18 protein-coding genes are annotated in these 20,892 nt (G+C 44.7%); 4 read left to right on the top strand and 14 right to left on the bottom strand.

The window, feature by feature from the left end; translation table 11 throughout:
• Window positions 1-28: 28 nt before the first annotated feature.
• Window positions 29-379, top strand: coding sequence for a winged helix-turn-helix transcriptional regulator (locus tag DFP95_RS21060; RefSeq protein ID WP_115994670.1), 351 nt, complete (start codon window positions 29-31; stop codon window positions 377-379).
• Between the two features lie 440 nt (window positions 380-819).
• On the opposite strand, the gene DFP95_RS21055 is transcribed toward DFP95_RS21060, so the two are convergent.
• Complete coding sequence (locus tag DFP95_RS21055) at window positions 820-1,647, bottom strand: helix-turn-helix transcriptional regulator (RefSeq protein WP_115994669.1); 828 nt, start codon at window positions 1,645-1,647, stop codon at window positions 820-822.
• 121 nt (window positions 1,648-1,768) lie between these two features.
• Between DFP95_RS21055 and DFP95_RS21050 the strand changes: the two genes are divergently transcribed.
• Window positions 1,769-2,611 (top strand): NAD-dependent epimerase/dehydratase family protein, encoded by an 843-nt coding sequence (locus tag DFP95_RS21050; RefSeq protein WP_115994668.1) that lies wholly within the window; start codon window positions 1,769-1,771, stop codon window positions 2,609-2,611.
• A 261-nt stretch (window positions 2,612-2,872) separates the two neighbouring features.
• On the opposite strand, the gene DFP95_RS21045 is transcribed toward DFP95_RS21050, so the two are convergent.
• The 3 genes from DFP95_RS21045 to DFP95_RS21035 all read right to left on the bottom strand — a co-directional run bounded on the left by DFP95_RS21045 (window position 2,873) and on the right by DFP95_RS21035 (window position 5,755).
• Window positions 2,873-3,775 carry a DMT family transporter gene (locus DFP95_RS21045; protein WP_115994667.1) on the bottom strand — a complete coding sequence of 301 codons (903 nt, stop codon included), beginning with the start codon at window positions 3,773-3,775 and terminating at the stop codon, window positions 2,873-2,875.
• 92 nt (window positions 3,776-3,867) lie between these two features.
• Window positions 3,868-4,728, bottom strand: coding sequence for an NAD-dependent epimerase/dehydratase family protein (locus DFP95_RS21040; RefSeq protein ID WP_425453308.1), 861 nt, complete (start codon window positions 4,726-4,728; stop codon window positions 3,868-3,870).
• Between the two features lie 112 nt (window positions 4,729-4,840).
• The gene (locus DFP95_RS21035) at window positions 4,841-5,755 is read right to left on the bottom strand and encodes an AraC family transcriptional regulator (RefSeq protein WP_115994666.1); all 915 of its coding nucleotides are present in this window, start codon (window positions 5,753-5,755) and stop codon (window positions 4,841-4,843) included.
• A 154-nt stretch (window positions 5,756-5,909) separates the two neighbouring features.
• On the opposite strand from DFP95_RS21035, the gene DFP95_RS21030 reads away from it, so the two are divergent.
• A complete protein-coding gene (locus tag DFP95_RS21030) occupies window positions 5,910-6,950 on the top strand; it encodes a glycoside hydrolase family 88/105 protein (protein ID WP_115994665.1) in 1,041 nt (346 codons plus the stop codon).
• On the opposite strand, the gene DFP95_RS21025 is transcribed toward DFP95_RS21030, so the two are convergent.
• On the bottom strand, window positions 6,947-7,582 hold the full coding sequence (locus DFP95_RS21025) for a 2OG-Fe(II) oxygenase (protein ID WP_115994664.1): 636 nt from the start codon (window positions 7,580-7,582) through the stop codon (window positions 6,947-6,949). The two genes, DFP95_RS21030 and DFP95_RS21025, sit on opposite strands and share 4 nt — an antisense overlap.
• Before the next feature lie 120 nt (window positions 7,583-7,702).
• Window positions 7,703-8,536, bottom strand: a complete 834-nt coding sequence (locus DFP95_RS21020) for a metallophosphoesterase (protein ID WP_245987811.1) — start codon at window positions 8,534-8,536, stop codon at window positions 7,703-7,705.
• Between the two features lie 149 nt (window positions 8,537-8,685).
• On the opposite strand from DFP95_RS21020, the gene DFP95_RS21015 reads away from it, so the two are divergent.
• On the top strand, window positions 8,686-9,615 hold the full coding sequence (locus DFP95_RS21015; protein ID WP_115994662.1) for a carbohydrate kinase family protein: 930 nt from the start codon (window positions 8,686-8,688) through the stop codon (window positions 9,613-9,615).
• Between the two features lie 91 nt (window positions 9,616-9,706).
• On the opposite strand, the gene DFP95_RS21010 is transcribed toward DFP95_RS21015, so the two are convergent.
• The 8 genes from DFP95_RS21010 to DFP95_RS20970 all read right to left on the bottom strand — a co-directional run bounded on the left by DFP95_RS21010 (window position 9,707) and on the right by DFP95_RS20970 (window position 20,807).
• The gene (locus tag DFP95_RS21010) at window positions 9,707-11,047 is read right to left on the bottom strand and encodes a hypothetical protein (protein WP_115994661.1); all 1,341 of its coding nucleotides are present in this window, start codon (window positions 11,045-11,047) and stop codon (window positions 9,707-9,709) included.
• A 293-nt stretch (window positions 11,048-11,340) separates the two neighbouring features.
• A complete protein-coding gene (locus DFP95_RS21000; protein ID WP_115994659.1) occupies window positions 11,341-12,042 on the bottom strand; it encodes an NAD(P)-dependent oxidoreductase in 702 nt (233 codons plus the stop codon).
• A 174-nt stretch (window positions 12,043-12,216) separates the two neighbouring features.
• Window positions 12,217-12,807: a TetR/AcrR family transcriptional regulator gene (locus DFP95_RS20995; RefSeq protein WP_181907547.1), complete on the bottom strand. Its 591-nt coding sequence runs from the start codon at window positions 12,805-12,807 to the stop codon at window positions 12,217-12,219.
• Window positions 12,808-12,971: 164 nt separating this feature from the next.
• Window positions 12,972-14,216, bottom strand: coding sequence for a DUF4153 domain-containing protein (locus DFP95_RS20990; RefSeq protein ID WP_115994657.1), 1,245 nt, complete (start codon window positions 14,214-14,216; stop codon window positions 12,972-12,974).
• Between the two features lie 13 nt (window positions 14,217-14,229).
• Complete coding sequence (locus tag DFP95_RS20985; protein ID WP_115994656.1) at window positions 14,230-14,448, bottom strand: helix-turn-helix domain-containing protein; 219 nt, start codon at window positions 14,446-14,448, stop codon at window positions 14,230-14,232.
• 10 nt (window positions 14,449-14,458) lie between these two features.
• A complete protein-coding gene (locus tag DFP95_RS20980) occupies window positions 14,459-14,941 on the bottom strand; it encodes a DUF2975 domain-containing protein (RefSeq protein ID WP_115994655.1) in 483 nt (160 codons plus the stop codon).
• A gap of 464 nt (window positions 14,942-15,405) precedes the next feature.
• Window positions 15,406-19,032 carry a YobI family P-loop NTPase gene (locus DFP95_RS20975; protein WP_115994654.1) on the bottom strand — a complete coding sequence of 1,209 codons (3,627 nt, stop codon included), beginning with the start codon at window positions 19,030-19,032 and terminating at the stop codon, window positions 15,406-15,408.
• Between the two features lie 566 nt (window positions 19,033-19,598).
• Window positions 19,599-20,807, bottom strand: a complete 1,209-nt coding sequence (locus DFP95_RS20970; RefSeq protein WP_115994653.1) for a GmrSD restriction endonuclease domain-containing protein — start codon at window positions 20,805-20,807, stop codon at window positions 19,599-19,601.
• Between the last annotated feature and the right edge of the window lie 85 nt (window positions 20,808-20,892).

Genomic DNA, 20,892 nt, shown 5'->3' with positions numbered 1-20,892 from the left:
AAGTAACCATGTGAACGGGAGCCCCGGTATGGATAACGATATGCAATACTGTACGGTCGAGCCGGCGCTTGACGTGATCGTCGGGAAGTGGAAAATTTCCATCTTATTCTTACTGTTTCAAGGGACCAAGCGGTTTAGCGAGCTGCAGAGAGATATTCCCGACATCACGAAAAAGGTGCTCGCTTCGCAATTGCGGGAGCTGGAAGAGCAAGACATCATACGGCGCGTCGTCTATGCGGTCGTCCCACCGAAGGTGGAATATTCGCTTACCGAATACGGCCATTCCGTGAAGCCCGTGTTACAGACGATACATCAGTGGGGCAGAGCTCATCTGGAGCATATGGGGCTTAAAAAAGGCATCGAGGAAACGACGACTTGAGTATGCTCCATTCATCGAATTCTCCACATTCAAAAACCCCATTCCTTCGGATTTGCTCATCCGCCTAGAATGGGTTGTGATTTAACTCATATGTTTGCCATTATCAGAATCTAAGTTTGCCAAATAAGAAAATGTCTATATTTTACTGAATTTACACACTGTCCCATTTTTGAGGAGGTAAAGGGTCGGGCGCATTATCAAAGCCATTTATTATGTTTTTTGTTTTTGAAACAATAAAGTATTTGCACCTTTGGCAAGCTTATTGTTCCAGAACACATTTTTGAAAAACTTATGGTAAGCGAGGGCACCGGTTAAATCGTTCAATAATCTTTACCTAACGGGGCGGGCCAGTGCTTCGGTAATTTCATTAAGCGAACGTGCAGAATAGCGCCATCACAGTTCTTGAGTGATGTCTCTAACCGCAAGTCACGAGTGACTTATCAATGCTCCCGAGTGCTCATTAAACTTCGCAAACGCGCAGCCGTATCCGTTGAAGCTGTATAAATCATGATCTTCAGATTCGGATTGGTCGGAAGTTGCAAGGTCACATGTTCAAACTCCATCTCTCCGATACGAGGATCGTATCTCCGTTTGTGGCGGTCTGTTATGGCCTGAACGTCATGTAACGGCCATATCTCGCGAAACAGCTGGCTGGTCTGCATGAATTCTTCAATAAGTTCCTTAAACCTCGTATCAGAAGGGAAGTGTGCGTAATCCGCACGAAAGTGAGCAATCAAGACTTGTGCTCTGGCTTCCCAATCCTCTATGTTCGATCCTAGCTTAGCGTCCGTCAAAAGACGTCTCATCCAATTGGGTCTCTGGTGCATAGAAAATGACGGTAAACGGAAAACTAATTCGGCTGCTTTGTTCCATAACAACAAGTCCCAGTACCTTCCAATCACGAATGCTGGATTCGGATCAAGAGCCCTTATCGTCCGTTCCAAACCTACATTCAATTGCTGGTCTTCTACCTCTTCCTGTTGTACCGGTCTTGCAAGAATATGGAGATGGTGACGTTCATCCTCAGTCAATCGCAGCGCTTTTGCTATGTTATTTAGTACATCCTCTGAGGGATTGACATTTCTGCCTTGTTCTAAAGAGGTATACCATGATGCTCCAATATGGGCAAGCTGGGCTACTTCTTCCCTTCGAAGCCCCGCTGTCCGTCGTCGTCCATAGGATACTAACCCTACATCTCCTGGAGTAAGGCGTTCTCTACGCGAACGCAAAAAATCGCCTAACGACATTCTGGAAGAAATCTCTTTCATTTATGACTCCTCCTTATCCTGACACTTCCAGTCATACGATAGACGCAGGAAGGATGCTATTTGCACTTTCTATTATACTGCCCGTATAGCATCAAATAAAACGAAGGAAAGGACTTGAAAAATGAACATTTTTGTAACTGGAGCCACAGGTAAAGTAGGAAGCCGTTTTGTTCCGCGTATGTTACAGCGCGGTCATCACGTTAAACTGTTGGTTAGGGACGCTGCAAAGGCGGACTGGCTTCACCAGCAAGGGGCTGAAGTTTTAGAAGGCGATCTTCTGCAGCCGGACAATTATGTTGACGCTCTCCGGGGCACTGATGTTGTGGTTCACTTGGCAGCACAGTTCCGTGGTGCAGACGAGAACACCACCAGTATAGCAAACATCGATGGCAGCATAGCTTTAGCTCAAGCTACGTTGAAGGCGGATGTGCCAAGGTTTATTTTTTCCAGCACCAATCATGTATACGGTTCCGGGGATCATTCGAGACCGAGCCGTGAAGATGACGAGTTGAAGCCCGCCTTTCCTTATCCTCAAACCAAAGCTGATGCCGAAGTGGCGCTGCTACTGCTTCATCGCGAACAGGAATTAGGACTGCGCATATTACGGCTTCCATTTGTCTATGGTGAGCACGATCCCCATATCAAGGAAGTTCTGCCGTTATTGCGTAATTGGAATCCAGCCAAACGAATGCATATGGCTCACCATGCGGATGTAAGTCAAGCCCTGATGCTCGCAGCTTCCACACCAGGTATTGATGGCCGAATCTACAATGTTGCCGACGATGCACCGATCTCCGTTGCGGAGTTGTTGCAGCTTCATAATAGCGAAGTTTCGTCAGAAGCGCTGCAGCAAGATTTTGATCCATGGAATATGATCGTCGATACAACGCGTATAAGAGACGAATTACATTATCGACCGATTTACCCGTCGTACTATTCGGCAAGAGATGCAGGTGCACTTTAACAAAATTGAACTCGAGTAGTCATTTGATTTTTTGAACTAAAGGATTACGTTTGATGAATGATGCGTTTTGAAATCCCATTGGCTAGTCCAGAAAAGTCCTTGATAATCAAGGGCTTTTTCATTTTGGAAGCATAAGTTTGCCGCGGTAAATTGGAAGCATAAGCATGCCAAAACGGCAAATTTAAACGTGCCTCGGCCGACTCGCTTTAAACTTCATCCGTCGCGCTTTTCCCGGATTGCTGTGCTTAAGTTCCGCCAAACTTACGGTGCCGCCAACGAATCGTCTACTTGGCGAATGCTTCGGCGCGGCATCGGAAAACTCAACAAGAGGAGTCCGGCTACGAATACTAGAGTTCCGCTAATAATGTAGATCGTGATCGGGTCGTTGAAAAACAGATAAGACCACAATATCGTAAATAGGACGGTACTGTTCCCGACAATCGCAACGACCCCGAACGGCACGCCGCGCTTGATGGCCTCCGCGAACCAGAAAAAGCTGAGGCCCGTAATAACGCCAAGCAGGACCAAAGCTCCCCAAGCCCATACCGTAATCGGGCCGATAAAACCTTGCGATTGGATCGGAATCGGAGCGGCGACGATGATCGTGCTCAATAGGAAAACGGATAAATTCATGTTGCCGTTGTCCATCGTCTTCAAGAGCATCCGCTGGCTTAATACGTGCACGGCGGCGCCGATGCCGGCCAGCGTGAACAGAAGCGTCGTCAGGCCGCTGCCGCTCGCCAGCTCGTCAAGCGCGGTTCCGTTCCAACCGATCACGATAACGCCGACGACGCAGAACGCCGCGGCAATCCAGCCGCGGAGCGATATTTTCTCCCTGAACAACCATCCTGCAGCGAACAAGAGAACGACGGTCTGAACGGGCTGAACGAGAATATTGCCGTAGGAATAGCCGATATGCAAAGCGATATTCTCGAACGTGTAATTGGCGGCTTTGCCGATCGCGCCTATCCAGATCCATTTCATCCCCAGACGGAGCTGAAGCTTGCCGTCCCGAATGTACAGAAAGACGATCAGACAGATCACGCCGAAGAAGAAGCGCGCGAACGAAATAATGGAGCTGTCCACCATAGTCGACGCCGTTTTGACTAGAACCCCTACGAAGCTCCAGGCTAACGTCGCCAGTAGGAGCAGAACATAACTCAAGAGGGTGCACCTTCTTCGATGATGAATGATTCAAGCAAAAAAGAGGTTGTCCCCGTCAAGTGGAGAGATCGGGGCAACCTCTAGCGAATAAATTACTTGTCGAGCTGTTCGCGCCATTTGTATTGTGGCTTCCAGCCAAGCAGCTTCGTGGCTTTGTCGCTATTGAGCAGCGATTCGTGTGCTTCAAGCGGAGCGCGGAAGTCGATCACTTCCGGATAGCGGGCGGTCATCAGCTCGCGGCTAGGAACGGCCATGCTCGTCTCGTCCGAAGCGAGATTAAGCGCGACGGAGCCAAGCCCGTCGGTTTCGATCGCTAGACGGCAGGCTTCAGCCGCGTCGCGAGTATCGATGTAGCTCCACAGAATCCGTTCGCGCTCCTCCGGGTTGTTGATCCAAGATGGGAACCGCTCGTACCATTCCGGCGGAATGACGTTGCCGAGGCGCAGCGATACGACCTGAATGCCGGATCTGCGGTAGAACATGTCCGCGGTTTGCTCGTTGACGATCTTGGACAAGCCGTAGCTGTCTTGCGGCAGCTGCGGATGCGCTTCATCCATTGGCACGTATTGCGGGCCGAACGGATGAACGGCGAAGCAAATACCGTACGAAGATTCGCTAGAGGCGATGACCGCTTTCTTGATGCCAAGACCGGAGGCAGCCTCCAAGACGTTGTAAGTCGACATCACGTTGTTGCGGAACGTCACTTCGGGCGGAACCATCCCTGCCCGCGGAATGGCCGCCATATGAACGACCGCATCCGCGCCGGCCAGCGCGCCGTACGTCTGGCCCAAATCTTCAAGATCCACGATCAGCGTGGGGCACAATGCCTCATCCGGTTGTCGCGTATCGACGTTTAACACCTCATAGCCATGCTCGACGAAATGCTTAACGATCCATCGGCCCAACATGCCGCTTCCACCTGTTACGACTACCTTTTTTATTTTATCGCTCATCGAGATCTTTCCCTCCGTATCTACTTCTCAAGCTTACTAAAGTATAATGTCCGAGCTTGCGACAAGTCTAGTCTAGCCGAACATAAGGGTTCCTGTCGATTGCGCTCAGTGGTCACTTGCTTAATCGCCCCGAAGCGCGATCGCGATATTGCTTGGGGGTAAGCCCCGTCGCCTTCTTGAATAGTCCGAAGAAGTGGGATAAGTCGCCGAATCCGACACGGCTCGCGACTTCGGTGACGGACAGGGTCCCCGCGGCAAGCAGCCTCCGCGCTTCATTCAGCCGATACTCGGCGACGAAACGCATGATCGTGTCCCCGGTTTTCTCCTTAAATAGCCTAAGCAAATAAGAACGGGATACCGGAAACCGCTTCGTCACGTCCTCGATCTGAATGTTCTCCCGATAATTCGCGACGAGGTATTCCAGCACGTCTCCCAATAGAGAATCCTCCGCAGACTTGTCCCTCTCCGTGCTTTGCGGCGCATGATGTAAGCCCATGATCAATACGAATAGCTCGGAAAGCGTACTGAGCTGAATCCACTGTTTGAGCGGACCATCGTGAGCCAGCGCTTCAACCAACGTCGCCAACAAAGTCGTCGCCCGATCGAACTGCGCATGATTCAAGTAGAAGTGACCGCCGTCGCCATCCGGCCCGGCTAGAAGCTGCGTTATTCCGGCACCGGGGGATGCGCAAACGGCATCCAAGCTTTCCATATACGGTACGTCCACGGACAGCACGTAACGGTGAAACGCGGCATTCCGATCGGTATAAGGGCGGTGAACGACGTGCGGAGGAATCACCGTCAGCGTTCCTTCGTGCAAAGGATACATGCGATTCCCGCAAAACAGAGTGCCCGAGCCCTTCGTGCACAAATAAAATTCGAAACCGCGATGAGCGTGCATGACTCGCTGTTGAATCGAATTCGTGCGCTTGGCGCAATGAACCGGATAATCGGCGAGGAAACGGTCGGTGACGTCATCCCATACATAGGAAGGGGAAGTTTGGCTGTTCGGTGTCGCAAGAGACATGTCAACGCCTCCATAACATTCTGAAATGGCTCCTTCATCATAACATCATCCGTGGACGATTCCCCACTTTTTCGGTACGTTTTCCCAAGAGTCGGAGACGTTCGATTGCTACACTAGTCAAAGAAGATTACTTTCTTGAAGGAGTGGGGAATTCATGCCAAAGAAACGCATAGCCGAGAAAATATGGCTTCAGATGAAAGAAAACCACGCGGGAAGCTGGGGGATGGACATCGATCATTGGGACTGGGTGCCCGGCGTCGGCGTCATCGCCATGCTTGAGTATTACGAGGCGACGGACCGGCCGGAGGTGCTAGAATACTTGCGGCAATGGGTTGCCCGCAACCAATCCAAAGCCGCCGGCTCAAGGGTCATTAACGGAATCGCTCCTTACGCGATCTTCCCGGCGCTCTATAGGGTGACAGGCGAAGAAGCTTACCGGGACGAAGCCGTTCGAATCGCGGAATGGCTCGTCGCCGAGGCTCCTCGAACCCGCGAGCAAGCGTTCGAGCACACCGTCACCGAGCAAGTAGCGTTCGCCGAGCAGGTATGGGCGGATACGATCTTCATGGCGGTGCTATTCCTGGCGCGAACGGCTACGATTACAGGCCATGTGGTATTTGCCGAGGAAGCTCAGAGACAAGTGTTGATTCACCTTCGATTATTGGAGGATCCTGCGAGCGGCGTCTTGTTCCACGGCTGGAATTGCGTAACTCGCGACCATATGTCCGCGGCTCGCTGGACGAGAGCGAACGGCTGGATCGCGGCGGGCGTGCCGATGATTCTCGAAGAGACGGCGAAGCTCGTCCCGGTGGACTCTGAAGTCGCAGACCGATACATTCGATTGATGGATGGATTGCTAAGCTTCCAGCGGGAGGATGGGTTATGGAGCACGGTGATGGACCAAGCGGAGTATTACCCCGAAGTGTCCGGTAGCGCGGGAATCGGCTACGGACTGCTAAGGGCGATGGAGGGAGGGTGGCTTCCGGAGGAAGCGCGATATGAAGAAGCCGCCGATCGTGTATTGCAAGCGGTCATCTCCCACGTGATGGAGAATGGAATCGTTGCGGGCGTATCCGGAGGCACTCCTGTCATGGATAGCATAGAGGCATATAACCAAATCCCGCAATACTCGACGTTGTATGGTCAAGGTCTCTCGTTAATGTTGCTCGCGCAATCTGTGCGGGGAACTCTTTAATCGTAGCGGTGTATTTGTCTTCTCATCCATTGGGACGCTACCCATTTTTCGCCGGCCTCAACGGGATTTCCCCCATGTAGCGTTAGCTCGTTTAAGCGGATATCGTTATAAAAATATTCAAAATAGACGGCGCTGCCTTTTTTAGGCGTTACTGAAAACCGAAGCGCGGGAAATTCCGTTTCGCCGCCCTCGTCCACGTCATTTAAGTACATCACCAGCGTGCTAATGCGATTATTGGCAACATTTCCGGACGTAAAATAGTCAAAATGAGGCTGATACCGTTCACCGGGTTTATAATGTAAAATTTGCAGAGGTTCCGCATGTGAAACCGGGATATTCATCAATTCGGAAATTCTGGTTTCGACGGTTCGGATGCATTCGTTCTCGCTTTCTTCGAAGAACATGCTGCTGTTCGTCCTAATATCGCTTTCTAAGTGAGATTTGCCGATTTTCGCTCGCTGCAATCTGTTCTTAGCTAAATCAATCAGTGCATCGCATTCCGCGTGGCTTAATACGTTTTCCAATATCATAATCAGCGGTTCGTGAATTCTACCGACAATAAGAATCTCTTTATCCGTTGTTTTGATTTTGTTCCCGATCGTATTAAATATCGTCTGCTCTTTAACGGCCATTGTCTCACCCTCCACTCTTGAAAACTGTAAAACGATAGAATGAAGATTAAGTCCGGTCGTTATAAGAGTTCTTCGCAACGATAGAAATCCCTTCCAAGTGCGCAAATATTTAGAAAAGGCTCATGATCGATGAGTACTAACGGTAAGATCGACCCGATTGTTTTGGATAGCCAAGCTTGCCTCATAGTATCCACGGACGCAGCTAGACGCGCCGCATTTACATTGGTAAGCACCTGAACATCCGCATACATAGAATTTCGTTTTCGTAAATCCTGGATACACATTGGATAGTTTCTCGTAGAATGCATGAGCGTGGTGAGTGAAAATTCCTAACACCTTATTTCTCACTGCAGAAGGGATAGCTCTAAAGAAATTATCCGTCTCCTGTTGGCTCACGATATGGGTGGGGTCTATCGTAATTCCGCTCACTCTTAGGGGCCAATGGCAATCTATAATATAGTAGTAATTGGGGTCCAGCGTCTTAAGCAAGCTGATACTAGCGTAGCTGAATTTGCCGGACGCATTGTCCAGCCAGACATATTTCACCTTCCCCTGCGTACCTGGGAAATTCATCTGACCTAAGACATTGCCTAAGTATTTCTTGAATTGCGCCCTCGTGTTATCCTCCCAATTTCCTATCGATGCCTTAAAGGGGATCCCTTTGGGCTTTAAGATTGCCGTAGCCGTGTCCTTGAATGCTTTATAATCCACGTCTGCTTGAGTCCCCGTTGACCCGTGCTTATTATCCCCTCCGAAAATAACGAACTTCTTATTGCCGGATTTCACCGCTTGGGGAAGCAAGTTTCTAAAAATACTCAAGCCATTCTGATATCCGACATGGCTATCGCCAATGATCGCAAAGTTGACAATCTGAGTAGCGGTGCGGAACACCCTTTTGGACTGGGGAATTGTGCCGATTTTTCGATAGGGTCGAGATAGTTTCTTTAATTTCAAGCTAAAGTCACCTCTTCTGAGCATTCATGGGAATCCCCATAGGATATTCAGAAGTGCTCGGTTTTTCTTGGGCAAGCCTACCGGTATACACATAAATGACAAGTCATCCGATATTTAGAAAAGAGAATTTAAATAGGCGGTGCTTAGACATGAACAAAAACGTGTATATTCTCGGTGAATTGAATGTGGACATGATTCTGAAAGGCCGCGACGTCGTACCGGAATGGAACAAGGAGAAGCTTCTCGATTCTTTCGATATCGTTCTCGGATCTTCATCCGCCATTACGGCTTCCGGACTATCCGGGCTCGGACTAAATGTATATATGGTAAGCGTCGTTGGGGACGATCAATTGGGGCATTTCTGCATCGATCAGTTGAGGGAAAGAGGCGTTGATACGCGGTACGTCACTATAGATAAGACGCTAAAAACCGGCGTGACCGTCTCCCTCTCCACGGAGAAGGATCGCGCATTGCTCACATATATGGGCGCAATTCCGCATTTAAGGCCGGAGCATCTGCCGAAGGAGCTGTTTACGGCAGCGGATCACATTCATTTTGGCTCTTATTTTTTGCAGGAGGATATGAGAACGCACTGGTTGCAAGTGTTCAAAGAAGCGTCCGCCGCGAATATCGGCACTTCGTTCGATACGGGTTGGGATATTCACGAACAATGGTACCCGGACCTCATTTCCGAATTATTGGAGTATACGACGTTCTTCATTCCTAGCGAGGATGAGTTGATGCGAATTTACCCGGCAGAACAATTGGACGAGGCTCTTGTACAATTGCCTGTTAAGCGTAATATCGTCGCCGTAAAGCGCGGCTCGAAAGGCGCGGTCATGCTGGATCGGCAAGGGAACCGTACATGGGGAGAACCGTTCCCGGTAACGCCGATCGACACGACCGGCGCCGGGGATTCTTTTAACGCGGGGCTCATCTATCGTTATCTAACTGGCGGGGATAGCCGCGAGATGCTCGATTTTGCCTGCGCTTGCGGAGCGCTGGCGACTCTTCGAATCGGAGGAGCAAGCGCGGCCCCCTCCGTTGAAGAGGTCCGGTCGTTTATGAAAGGCCGCTAAGGTGGCCGAAGTTCGATACCCCTGAAGGACAAGCTCGAATTAGCCACCCGTAAAAAGGGATGAAGGACGGTCTTCTAAGGGCGAGGCTAGATTAAGTCAATTCCACCGGAAAAGTCGCTTTGCTAGATTGAAGAGCGTACCCGCCTATATTGAATGTAAATAAGTTATGCGTGGCGCTGACGGTAGAGCTGATACCGAAATTAAGAGTCACCGACATTCTGCTTGTACTCAACGCTTTTTTGGGAATAACGTACATTTTATATTTTTTATCGCGGATCTCCGTGTAATGGTTTTGAGAGGGATGCTTGAAGAGGGTCGGCTTAAATACGTAATTCCATGTCAAAAGTTTTCCGGTACGCTCTTGTTCCAGGAATGCATTGTGCTCCTTCGTGTTCTCCGGATACACCGCGACGCCTCGTAAGGATAAATCCATCGCGCCTTCTTTATATAAACCAGCCAATGCCCATTGCTTCTCTCTGAATGAGATTTTGTTTATTAATACCTTCTGATTAAGAACAACGAGATACGCATCCTTCACTTTAGCCAAAGAATGCTTCGTTCTTGTCTCGACTTTCTTACCATCCACCGTAATATAGCTGGTTTCAAAATCCCTCGGTTCCCAGTAAAATTCATTAAGGCGGCCGGGAATTTTATTCAGGTACGGATCTTTCGGATCATCCAAATCTATAACGTAGAGGCCGGTCATTTCGGTCTGGTACTGCTTGTCGGCCGAAGTCAGAAGATAGTCCCAAGAGGCGCGCGTGGTCTGCTGACGATATGGATCTTCATGAGTACCTTTCTTCTTCGTCCCGATGACCTGACCTTTCTCATCGTAAAGGTTGTACAAATAATGATTAAACATTGTCATCATATTGGTTCGATGCCACATGATCTCCGCCACGGAAGTGGCACGTTTATCGATTGGCAATGTATTCCCGTCTAGCACTTGCGAGAATCGGGTACAAATCGCTTGTGCTTCCTGGATCGTCACCTTCTCATATTTGCCAAGGCGATCAACCTCGGAGAAACTCGTCATTATCCCATTAGACATCGCTAGATAGAACCACTTGAGATCATCCGGCTTCTCCTTGCTACCGATCATATGTTTCTTGGATGCGATTACAGTGAGCTTAGCGACCTCGGTGCGGGTAATCGGCGTTGTCCAATCGCCCTTCGCGAAATCTTGGGGCTTAATCCATCCGGCGCCGATAGCTGCTTGAATATAAGGTTCATTGCCAAGCTCGCTCGATTGCGGCGGAAGCAGCTCTGCGGATGAGACTAATTGTTGAATGAAGTCGCCTCTACTAATGCTGTCCGAGTCTGCATCCGCGGCCAATACGGAAGAGGGGGCACCGCGCGCGGAAACCAGAAGGAGTCCAAGCATAAGGAAAGCCAATACAATCTTGAAACGGAATTGCGATAATCGAATCATCTGCCTATCAACCTCTCATGATCGTCGTATCTACTAAAACACTCCGTTGATTGTAACATATTGTAAGTGTTTGTTGAGGGAGACCGGCAAATACTTCGTAACGGCATCTTGAACCGATGGCCGACAAAGCTACGCCTTCAATGAGAAGGGCAAGGGCGATGAGGGTGAAGTTGATATCATCAAAAGCGTTCATTTTCTCGTCCGTGCCGCGTTCGGTAATGGAGACCCTCTCCGGTTGAAGAGGGCTATTAATCACGCCAGCAGAAATACGGACAATCAGTCGCATTCCGTGACTATTTATGTTTTTTCTGAAACGCTTCCTTCATTATGAGCTTAAGCATGCTCGGCTTGACCGCCGTAGTCGCTACCGCCACGACTTTGCGAACGTATTCCTCGCTGGATGCTTGCTCAAGTAGGCAGGCCGCGAGATCGTTCCTCGACGTGAATCTCCCTTTGATATAGGTTTCCGCCATCTGGTATGGGGTTACTTCCAGCGTCTCGAACAGTCCGGAAGGTCGTACAATCGTCCAATCCAGATTACTTGCTTTTACTTGTTGCTCCATTCTCCTCATATCCTCGTACAAAGTTCGACCAATTGTTTTAATGATAGCTGGTTGGACGATTTTTTCGAAAATAAAGCCGCCATCGGGATCAATGTGGGGATCGGTAGCGCTCGAGCTCACGCAGACGAGGCGGCGTACGCCGTGCTTGTTCATCGCCTTCGCGATATGATCCATTCCTTGCGAATACACGGAAATCGGTTGCCGACTGAAGGGAACACCTAACGTAGATAGCACGGCGTCCTGTCCCTCGATCGCTTGTTCGACCGACGCAAGATCGTACACGTCTCCACGGAACACGTTCAATCTTGCGTTCCGTAGCGGGAACGCTTCCGGATTACGGGTAACCGCCGTGACCCTATGTCCCCCCTCGATTGCTTGTTTCGTTAATAACCTTCCCGTAGGACCGTTCGCTCCGAACACGGCAATATTCATCTTAATACCTCTTCTCTGTTAGTAGATTGTTTGTATAGTGAGTGTGCACTCACTCATAATCTGACGAAGAATAGGAGTGGAGGTAGACGTCGCCTCAGTTGGTGAGTGCGCGCTCACTCAACATTAATATAGAAGCTCCTCTTGACACTGTCAAGAGAAACTTTATTCCCTTGTTCATGAGAAAAGCTGACGCGTCATCGTCAACAATACCTCTTCGACGTATTTGGCCCGCGTCTCTTGCGGTTCCTCTTCTCCTAGGAATTGCAGATGGAACGCATGCTGAAAACAAGCTCCGAGCAACAAATCCGCAATACTGCGAGCATTTACGTCCAAATTCACCCGCTCCAGCTTCTGCTCCGCGCGAACGTAAGTCGCGACGATCTCGTTGGCCCGGTGTGGTCCTTCGTTCCTCTGCTCGAAGCTTTCCCGATGGCGAACGAGAAAATCGGGCTCCGTGAACATCGAGGCGGTCATAACGATCGACAAATGGAAATAATCCAAGGCGGCTAGGGCAACCTCCGCCAAATTCTCCTTCACGGTTCGGGTTCCTTTTCGACCGGGAAGCTTAAATAATACATCCAGGAACCCTTGTAGATGTCTCTTCATGACCTGAATGCACAAATCCTCTTTGCTATGAAAATGATTGTACAAGGAGCCTTCCGAACAATTCGCTATGCGCGCGATTTCCTTGGTGGTCGTCTTAGACAGTCCGTTCGTTCGTATAGCCTGCTCGGCTGCTTCCATTATCCTATCGCGGAGTTCCATCAGTATTCCCCTTGTGTCGTAATTGAGATGTTCGAAGTGGACATTTACAACTTCGATTATTCGGGATAACCCCATGCAAGTCAACTGTGTCCTCAAGGTTGCCGGACAGGGGGATGCATCCGCCTTTCGATCGATGGGTGCTAACCGGAGTCGTAAATCCGGGATTAAAAAATCAAAGGAAAAGAAAAGGTGACGAAAGCAGCCCACAGTCCGTAGACCGGCAAATACTTCGTAACGGCGTCTTGAATGGCTAGCGGTCCGGTTTTGTCTCCTTGGAAACGCACGTAAGCAAGGATAATCCAAAGGAGATGGGCAAAGATCAGCAGATTTACTCCTAAGACGGCAATTCTGTTGGGCGTAATCCCGTAAGAAGATAGCCTGAACACGATGGCCGACAAAGCTACGGCGTCAATGAGAAGAGCAAAGGCGATGAGGGTGAAGTTGATATAATCGAAAACGTTCATTTTCTCGTCGGTGCCTCGTTCAGTAATGGAGAAGATGGTGACGGCCAATACGCATAGGAGCACTCCGTTGAAAACCAACAGGAAATCGCGGTCCAAGAATGGACTTTTTCCGATTGCAATCACCGCAATGAGGTAGGCTAACAAGGTTGCCAGTACAAGCGGACTGAAAATCCTGGCGATGTAGGGCGCTATATTTTTGGCCAGCTTAATGTCCATCGTTACCAAGTAGGCAGCTACGACTGCCAGTGCGGCAGCACCGAATACAACGACGTTACTCATATAGAATTCTGTGAAATCCGTACCTACGAATTTAAATAGCTGCATGGAAATTGCGGTTAGCGCCATTCCGCTTATGGCCATGCAGGCATATAAGATGCCGAATTCTCCGTTAAATTTCAGATAGGCTAATCTTGCGCTGCCTTTGGCATGTTCGTTTCCAGTAAAGGCTAGCCCCATGACTACCCATAAGAAAATGGGGAGGTGGAGATAAGCCATGATCGTGCTGTCTTTATCCTCGAGCGGGAGCACGTTCATATAAATTCCGGAGATCAAGAATAACGACGCAAGGGCGTAGACGACGTTTCTCTTGGAAGGGTTGTGGAATACGAAGTAGATAGCGATAAAGGGAAGGACGCCGAAAACAAGGTTAATCGGGGCTATGACTTCTTGTTCGGTAAAATAAAAAAGGAGTCTCGTGGTTATCCCGGCCAGGACTGCTAAAATGCCCATGAAGAAGAAGTTTCTCCGAAGAAAAGTAGTCTTGTCCGCGTTTTCCGTCACCTTGAAGTGCAGTCGTTCCTGCCAAACGGCAAGAACCTGCGAATCGGGGTTTTGTTCCCAGGCAGAGGAGAACGACTTCTTGAAGGCTTCGGGTTCTGTTCTAAACAATCTCTCCAGCTCGCGGGGATTGTCCATGTTCTCGGTAATGAAGTTGATATTGTTCATCGGTAAACCTCCCCTATGCCTGGGTTTCGTCGCTTCTGTATTCTAGAATATCTCCCGGCTGACAATCTAAATGCTTGCATATCGCCTCTAGAGTTGACAATCGAACCGCTTTTGCTTTGCCGTTCTTCAATATGGAAAGGTTAGCCATCGTAATTCCGACCCTCTCCGAAAGCTCCGTTACGCTCATTTTCCGCTTCGCCAACATCACGTCGATATTGATTATGATCGCCATTATATTCACCTCAGACCGTTAAGTCGTTTTCTGATTTGATATCAATAGCCTCTTTAAGAAGCTTCTGAAGAACGGCGGCGAATACGGCAATGACCAAGGAGGCGAAAACGATAACCATTCCGATTACGATAATCCCCGGGGCATCGTCTCTGTCCGCCACGAAATAGAAGAGAGGCAAGCCTAACGCATACAGAACGCTGATGGCGATCCCGCAGTTCTTGATATTCTTTAGAGCCCGCACGGATAAATCCGAGAACGCCGTGTTCTTGTCGATGTAGCTTAGTAGTTGAAGCGCTTGATACAGAGCGACGTAAAAAGGAATCGCCGACGCATACATATCGATGTACCAGAGAGATCTCATATACGTCCTATCCGGATACAATTCCACAGCGTAATTCGCGATCTCCGGCACCAAAAAGACGCACAAAGCAAGTACCGCAATTCCAATCAGAACAATAGCTAACCTCAAAAAGAATGTCGTTCCTCGTTTCATAAGAAAGCCCCTCACTTATAATGAATTAATTCGATTTTAACACAAATTTATCGTTTTACAATAATTTTGTGGTGAGAATTGATGTGTATTTGTTGTTAGGGTGGAAGGGTGTTTGAGGGGGCTTCCGGATGTTCTAGTGGATATACAAAAAAAGTACAGAGCAGCAGGGAGTTAGCTCCCTGGGCTCTGTACTTGGAATTTGTATGGGATTGAAGGTGCGGGTGTTCCGGTGAGGTTAAGGATTTTAGCCCGAGGGGAGTTCCCGGCGAATATTCGAAACCGAACCATTAGTCAAATTGGCTATTGCAGAATAAAGGGTTGTGCTTGTTGGGTACGAAATATTAGCGCCATTGATAAAAGAGATTGAATACATAATGTCTGTCCCACTTGCAGTAGTTATTGCGCTAACAATAAAGAGTGCGTTTTGTGTTGTGGCAACTGCTTCCGCGGGTGAATCTAACAAATTAATCTGGTATTGTTGCGGGTGCTCGCTTTATAATTCTATATTTCTCAGAATCTACTTCATCATTGTGGAAATCATAAATCCATCCAGTATCTTTGAACGCCGCTAATATTCTTTCATTTCTACTATTAACCTCAAATTTTGGTCGCCCGCCACCAAAAACTTTAATCAATTCATTAAACCCAAGTATGTTCAAATATTCTTTACATGTAATCTCATTCATTTTTGGAATTAGAGATATAAACAAACCTTCTTTCTCATTTTCAACAACATTATTCTCATCAAATATTTTTCTAATTAGCTTATCACTCGGGGTCAACGAATTCTGTTCAATCATATGGGCTATGTTTTTAATTGCCAAATCGTATATTATCCCTTGAATTGAGGGATCCCAGTTTTCATAAGAAGCAAAGAGATTGATTAGATCATTTCGGTTCAGATTATTCTTCAAAATATACTGATTCACGGCAATTGAATACATCTTATGCAGAATAGACACTGGTTGATTCGTTAATTTAAGTAACGGAATTTGAATTTCAGCATCAACATCCCATGAAAGAATAAAGATCATCTCATCAAAGTTAAAGTATTCAGAAGCAGTAGTTATCTCATTTACATAGTCATTCAGATTCTTAGCAATGTAACTCGGAATTTGGGTAGGATAATTTTCTCGGATAAATTTGAGTGACTCCAAATTCATTTTAATGATTTCTTCTTCAATAACCACTTGAAACTTTTCATCTGAAATCCCTAGAACATTAAATGAGTTGTAATTAAACTCCAGCGAAGATAGAATCTCTCTGTACCTATTGTTTGATAATTCATTACAAACAATGGTTGCGTCAAATAATTCCTCCGCCTCATCTATATTTGAAGTTCTATAACTTGAAAATTCTAATATTCCTTCTCCGCTATTTATATATTTAATAAGCGTAGAATCTAATCTTTTCTTCTCACTAAAATAGGTAATAATATTATCCTCAGAATACAAAATGACTCGATTCTCAAATAAAAGCTCCCATAATGAACTATTCTTTATATCATTTAAAGAAGTTATTCGTGTCTTAAGTACACAAATGTATTCATTTTTTTGTTCATTAGTCACTTCAATGTCATCATAATTAAGAACAAGTATTACGGTTTCCTCTGAGTCCTCAATCATCCCTTCACAATTGGCTAAAATAATTCCCATATACTTTTTAAGGTTTTTATTTACATATAGAGCCAAGGGTGATTCGAACTGAGACATAACTATTGTATAGTTCTTATGCCGAATCTCTAACTTATTTTCTATCAAATATATTTTATTAATTATTAGTGAAAGATTATCAAAATTTAATTCGTATAGTGAGTTCTTATACACAGCGTCAAACAACTCTTGCACAGCACTATTATAATCAATATTTATAAAGGATACTTCAAGCAAACCGAACCCATCAATCAGTTTATCAATTTTCGGGTCACTTATTGAAAGGTAGTTACCACTTTCAGAAATATATTTAGTCAAACAATTATCTTCATTGGCGGTAAGAATATTCTCTTTGCTTGAATAGTAAAGAGTGTATATCGAGAAAAGCCTTATATTCTTGTCCGATATTGCACGTTCTTTTATCAAAGATGAGAACATTTCTGGCCATCTAGAGTTAAGATTAGCTACGAAGCTGGGCATCTCTCTTGCAGTTTCAAAATATCCGCTTATAAATTTATAGTTCCTAGTTTCTTCCAGTTGGTCAATAAATCTATACAGCAATTGTTCTTTATCGGGTGTTTGTAATAGATAATTCAACAAATCGAAATTAAGGATTTCTTCTTGTTCGAAATCCACCGCCTTAAGTCTTTCAACAACCTTTTTGGGGTCTCTAAGTTGAAATGTAAATTCTTTGGCCTTTTTATCTGTTATACTTCGTAAATAAGTCTTATCAACCCTACTAAGACTGTTTTCATAAAAGTAGGTCATATAGTCTGCGTAGGTTTCATCAATATAGCCATTACGTATTAGATACTTGAGCAGATCAAAATAATCGCTTCCTTTGATTTCACTAAAATCTGTTTCTTCACCTATTTCGTTTTTACTTGTCACTTTAAATATCGTATCAATATTCTCTCTTGTAATAATATCTTTTAGTTGTTTAGATCGTGTACGAACTATTTCATTTTCTATTTTTAATAGTTCTTCTTCCAAAGAAGGAAGTCGACCATTTAATACATTTTCAATAGCCTCTTTTCTTTCTGCAAGCTCAGTAGTATATATTAGTGATAGTCTTTGTTGTTCCTGCCAATTATACATATTTTGACTTCTTACTCTCTTGTCGTTATAAGCAGCATCCAACTCTTGTAGAGAAACTAAATGTTCTTCTTTTGCTAAATCAATTGACTCTCTTTTTTTCGTTGCTTGTTCTTTAAGTTTTTCTATCTCTTTGTTAATAAATTCTTCTTTCTTATCAAAAAGAGTAAATACCATTCCTTTGTTAAGTTGTAGATTGCTAAAATCCCTTGGGAACAGATTTTTAAACGCTACAATTGCTAACATTTTATTGCAATCAAGTTCTGTCGTATTAAGCCTATTAAAGTAAACAATAAATTCATTATACAAGTTTTTAAGCAGTCTCATATCATCTGTATATAATGCTAATCCTTGTAAGAAACTCTCGTCTAACAGTTCAATAGTACCATCTTCTTTAAAATGTGAGATAAACTGGTCATAGGAGTTTGAACTGCTCACAACCGGAACTACCGGTAAGATATAATCAAAAAACTTTGTACGATCTTTTGATATAAAAATATCGTCACGAAGAAGATAAATAAACCGCAATTGAGTTTTTTTTGCGTTCTTTAGCTGTAAATTTACTAAAGTATTTACTTCTCGAAGTCGTTCAAAAATTTGACTAGCATTAAAACGATCCATATCTTCAAATACAATTACATCTGCATTGGCGTTTTCAAATAGATATAGTACTTCATTGAGATATTTATCAAAATATGACTCTTCGTGCTCTTCGAAAATTTCTATTTCATTGCCTTGTAAGTTTATTTTTCTAAATATATTTCTATTTTTCTGTGTCTTAACCAATATATATATATATAAAGTTAATAATATTGCACTCACTAATCCGCTGACCAATAGTGAACTACTTTGTGTTGAAAAATCTAAGCGCGATTTTAACCAATTTGAAGTTAAGGACTCAACATATTGGCTCCATTTTTCAAACATGAACAAATGTAAAGAAGCCAAAAACAACATAACAAGAAATATTGTATTGTTCACTATATTTTTCGTTTGGATTTTTTTCTTAACCTTGAATTTGGTTTGAGGGATTTTATCAGCAGAAATTTGATGCATTAATTGATTAAGAATTTTACCTTCCAATATTGTTTCTTTTGTTTGAGTTTCATCGCTTTGATCTAATGATTTGAAATGTGCTAGTGAAATATGTAAAAAGCGTTTATTAGGGTGCTTCTTTTTATATGATTCTAATACGCTACTTTTACCAGCACCGTACGATCCTGAGATAGCCACGTTTCTGACATCAGAGTTATCAAAAACAAAATCTAAACCTTCTTCATATACTTTTAAGTCAACGTCACTTACTGGTGTTAGTTTCTGAAAATTATATTTGCTCTTATCCATATGTTACCCTCGCTTATAAATAACATTTAATTAAAATGTGAGAAATTATTCCAAAATTAATATATCATGCAGATTGACCTAGAGTATAGATATAATGAACTATTACTCAGTGACAACTACGACATCCTTCGGAGGGGGTTAAGTAATATTTTGATAAATACATTCAAGCATTATCTATATTCCTACAAGAATCGAGAATTGGAGTATTTGTATTCGGAGCACATAACACCGCCAAAGTTTATTACACGGCATAGTAAAGTATTTTCAAAAATCGAATGTTGACCCCGGGTTGACTTTAGCGTAAAAAAATACAGAGCAACGGCAACTCTCTCGCCGTGCTCTGTATTTAGCTTAACATACTACTATACTCTTTCCCGACTTTATTCCTCACCGGTCACAATCGGATTCCCCTCATACGTAATCCAATCGCTCCAACTACAGTTAATATCTTAGAGAATTCAAATAATAGAAAAGGATCGGTTACTCTACCGATCTTAGATTGACGAGACCCTCCCTGTCATTATGTATGTTCGGGGGTTCTCGTCAATCTAAGACTATGGTGTAATCTACAGACTTTTATAATCCGCAATAAGTTGTTCAAATTTTTCCCTACGCGCTGAATTCGAATTATTCACAAAACTAATATTATTACTCCATTTTATCAGGAATTCCATTTGAACGTGACTTAAAGAATCTATGTTAATTTCACCTTCTACAAATAAACCAACTAGGTAGGTAATGACATCTATCCTATCTGGAGTTTTTATTACAGCAGCTTGTTGTTTGATAAATGCCAAGACACTATCTAGTGCATCTAATGTTACATCGAGTAGTTTACGGGTCTCTTCAACATTTAATTTACCAATGGCTATTGGCTTAGCATCCGAGGGAATGGGGCTGGAATTACTCGTTTTAGGCAAACCTGTATACTTAAAATAAGCAGAGTTTAATGCCGCTAATGGGATAGACACTTCGGCAGATTTTCTGGGAAACAGACTTCCTAAATCATTTGCCTCCAGTTTCTCCGTAAATGGATAGACGTAATAAGTATAAAAGTCGACACCTTTTGTTAACATATCAGATAGATATACCATGGTTTCTGTGACTTGGCTGCCTGCTAAATTTAACACTTCAAACCATTCCATTTGTGCTTTTCTAGACAAATCTGTAGCTTGATTGACAACATAAGTGTATGCAAAATGTTTTCTTCTTACTTCTGATAATACATCCCTAATTTCTTCCTTATTTAAGAATGCCACTTTCGAAATATAATTTCTAAATACATCTTGATCCTTATTGTACAAAATACCAGCCGGAATTTGATAAGAGTCCGGTTTGCTGTCAGGTTCATTTACAATAAACTTACCTTTCCGAATATCGAGAACTATGTGTGCATAATCAGGATTGTTAATATAGGCGTTATAGTTGGCGGATAAACGTTGTTGCCCATCTGCAACCGAAATTTTTCCTTTTATTTCATCCCCTTCTAAAACTTCCCTTGTCATGAAATTAATTTGTTCGACAACTTTTTCGGGTTTGTTGATAACATTAACAGATATTGGTGCCATGGGCGCTTTCCCATTAAGTTGATAATTAAATAGCGCAGCCACTTTTTCTTCTGTCCATCGAATATACGTCTGGAAGACAGGTAGCACTATTCTCTTTTCTTGAATCTCTTCACAGAGCCTTCTAATGCTTAAATCTAGCCTTTCTTTACTTGCATCAAATAATGCGCTTTCTGAGAGTTTTTTTAAAGTTAATTGAATGCTGCTCATCTGATCTCCCCCATATAATTATTTTATTAATCCAAATATAACTCCAGCAGCTATAATTGTCAAACAATTTTAGCTGCTCGATTAA

Origin of the sequence: Cohnella lupini (assembly GCF_003386205.1) — a bacterium.
In the GTDB taxonomy this organism is placed as follows: Bacteria; Bacillota; Bacilli; order Paenibacillales; family Paenibacillaceae; genus Cohnella; species Cohnella lupini.
This window is presented reverse-complemented; position numbering and strand designations above follow the sequence as displayed.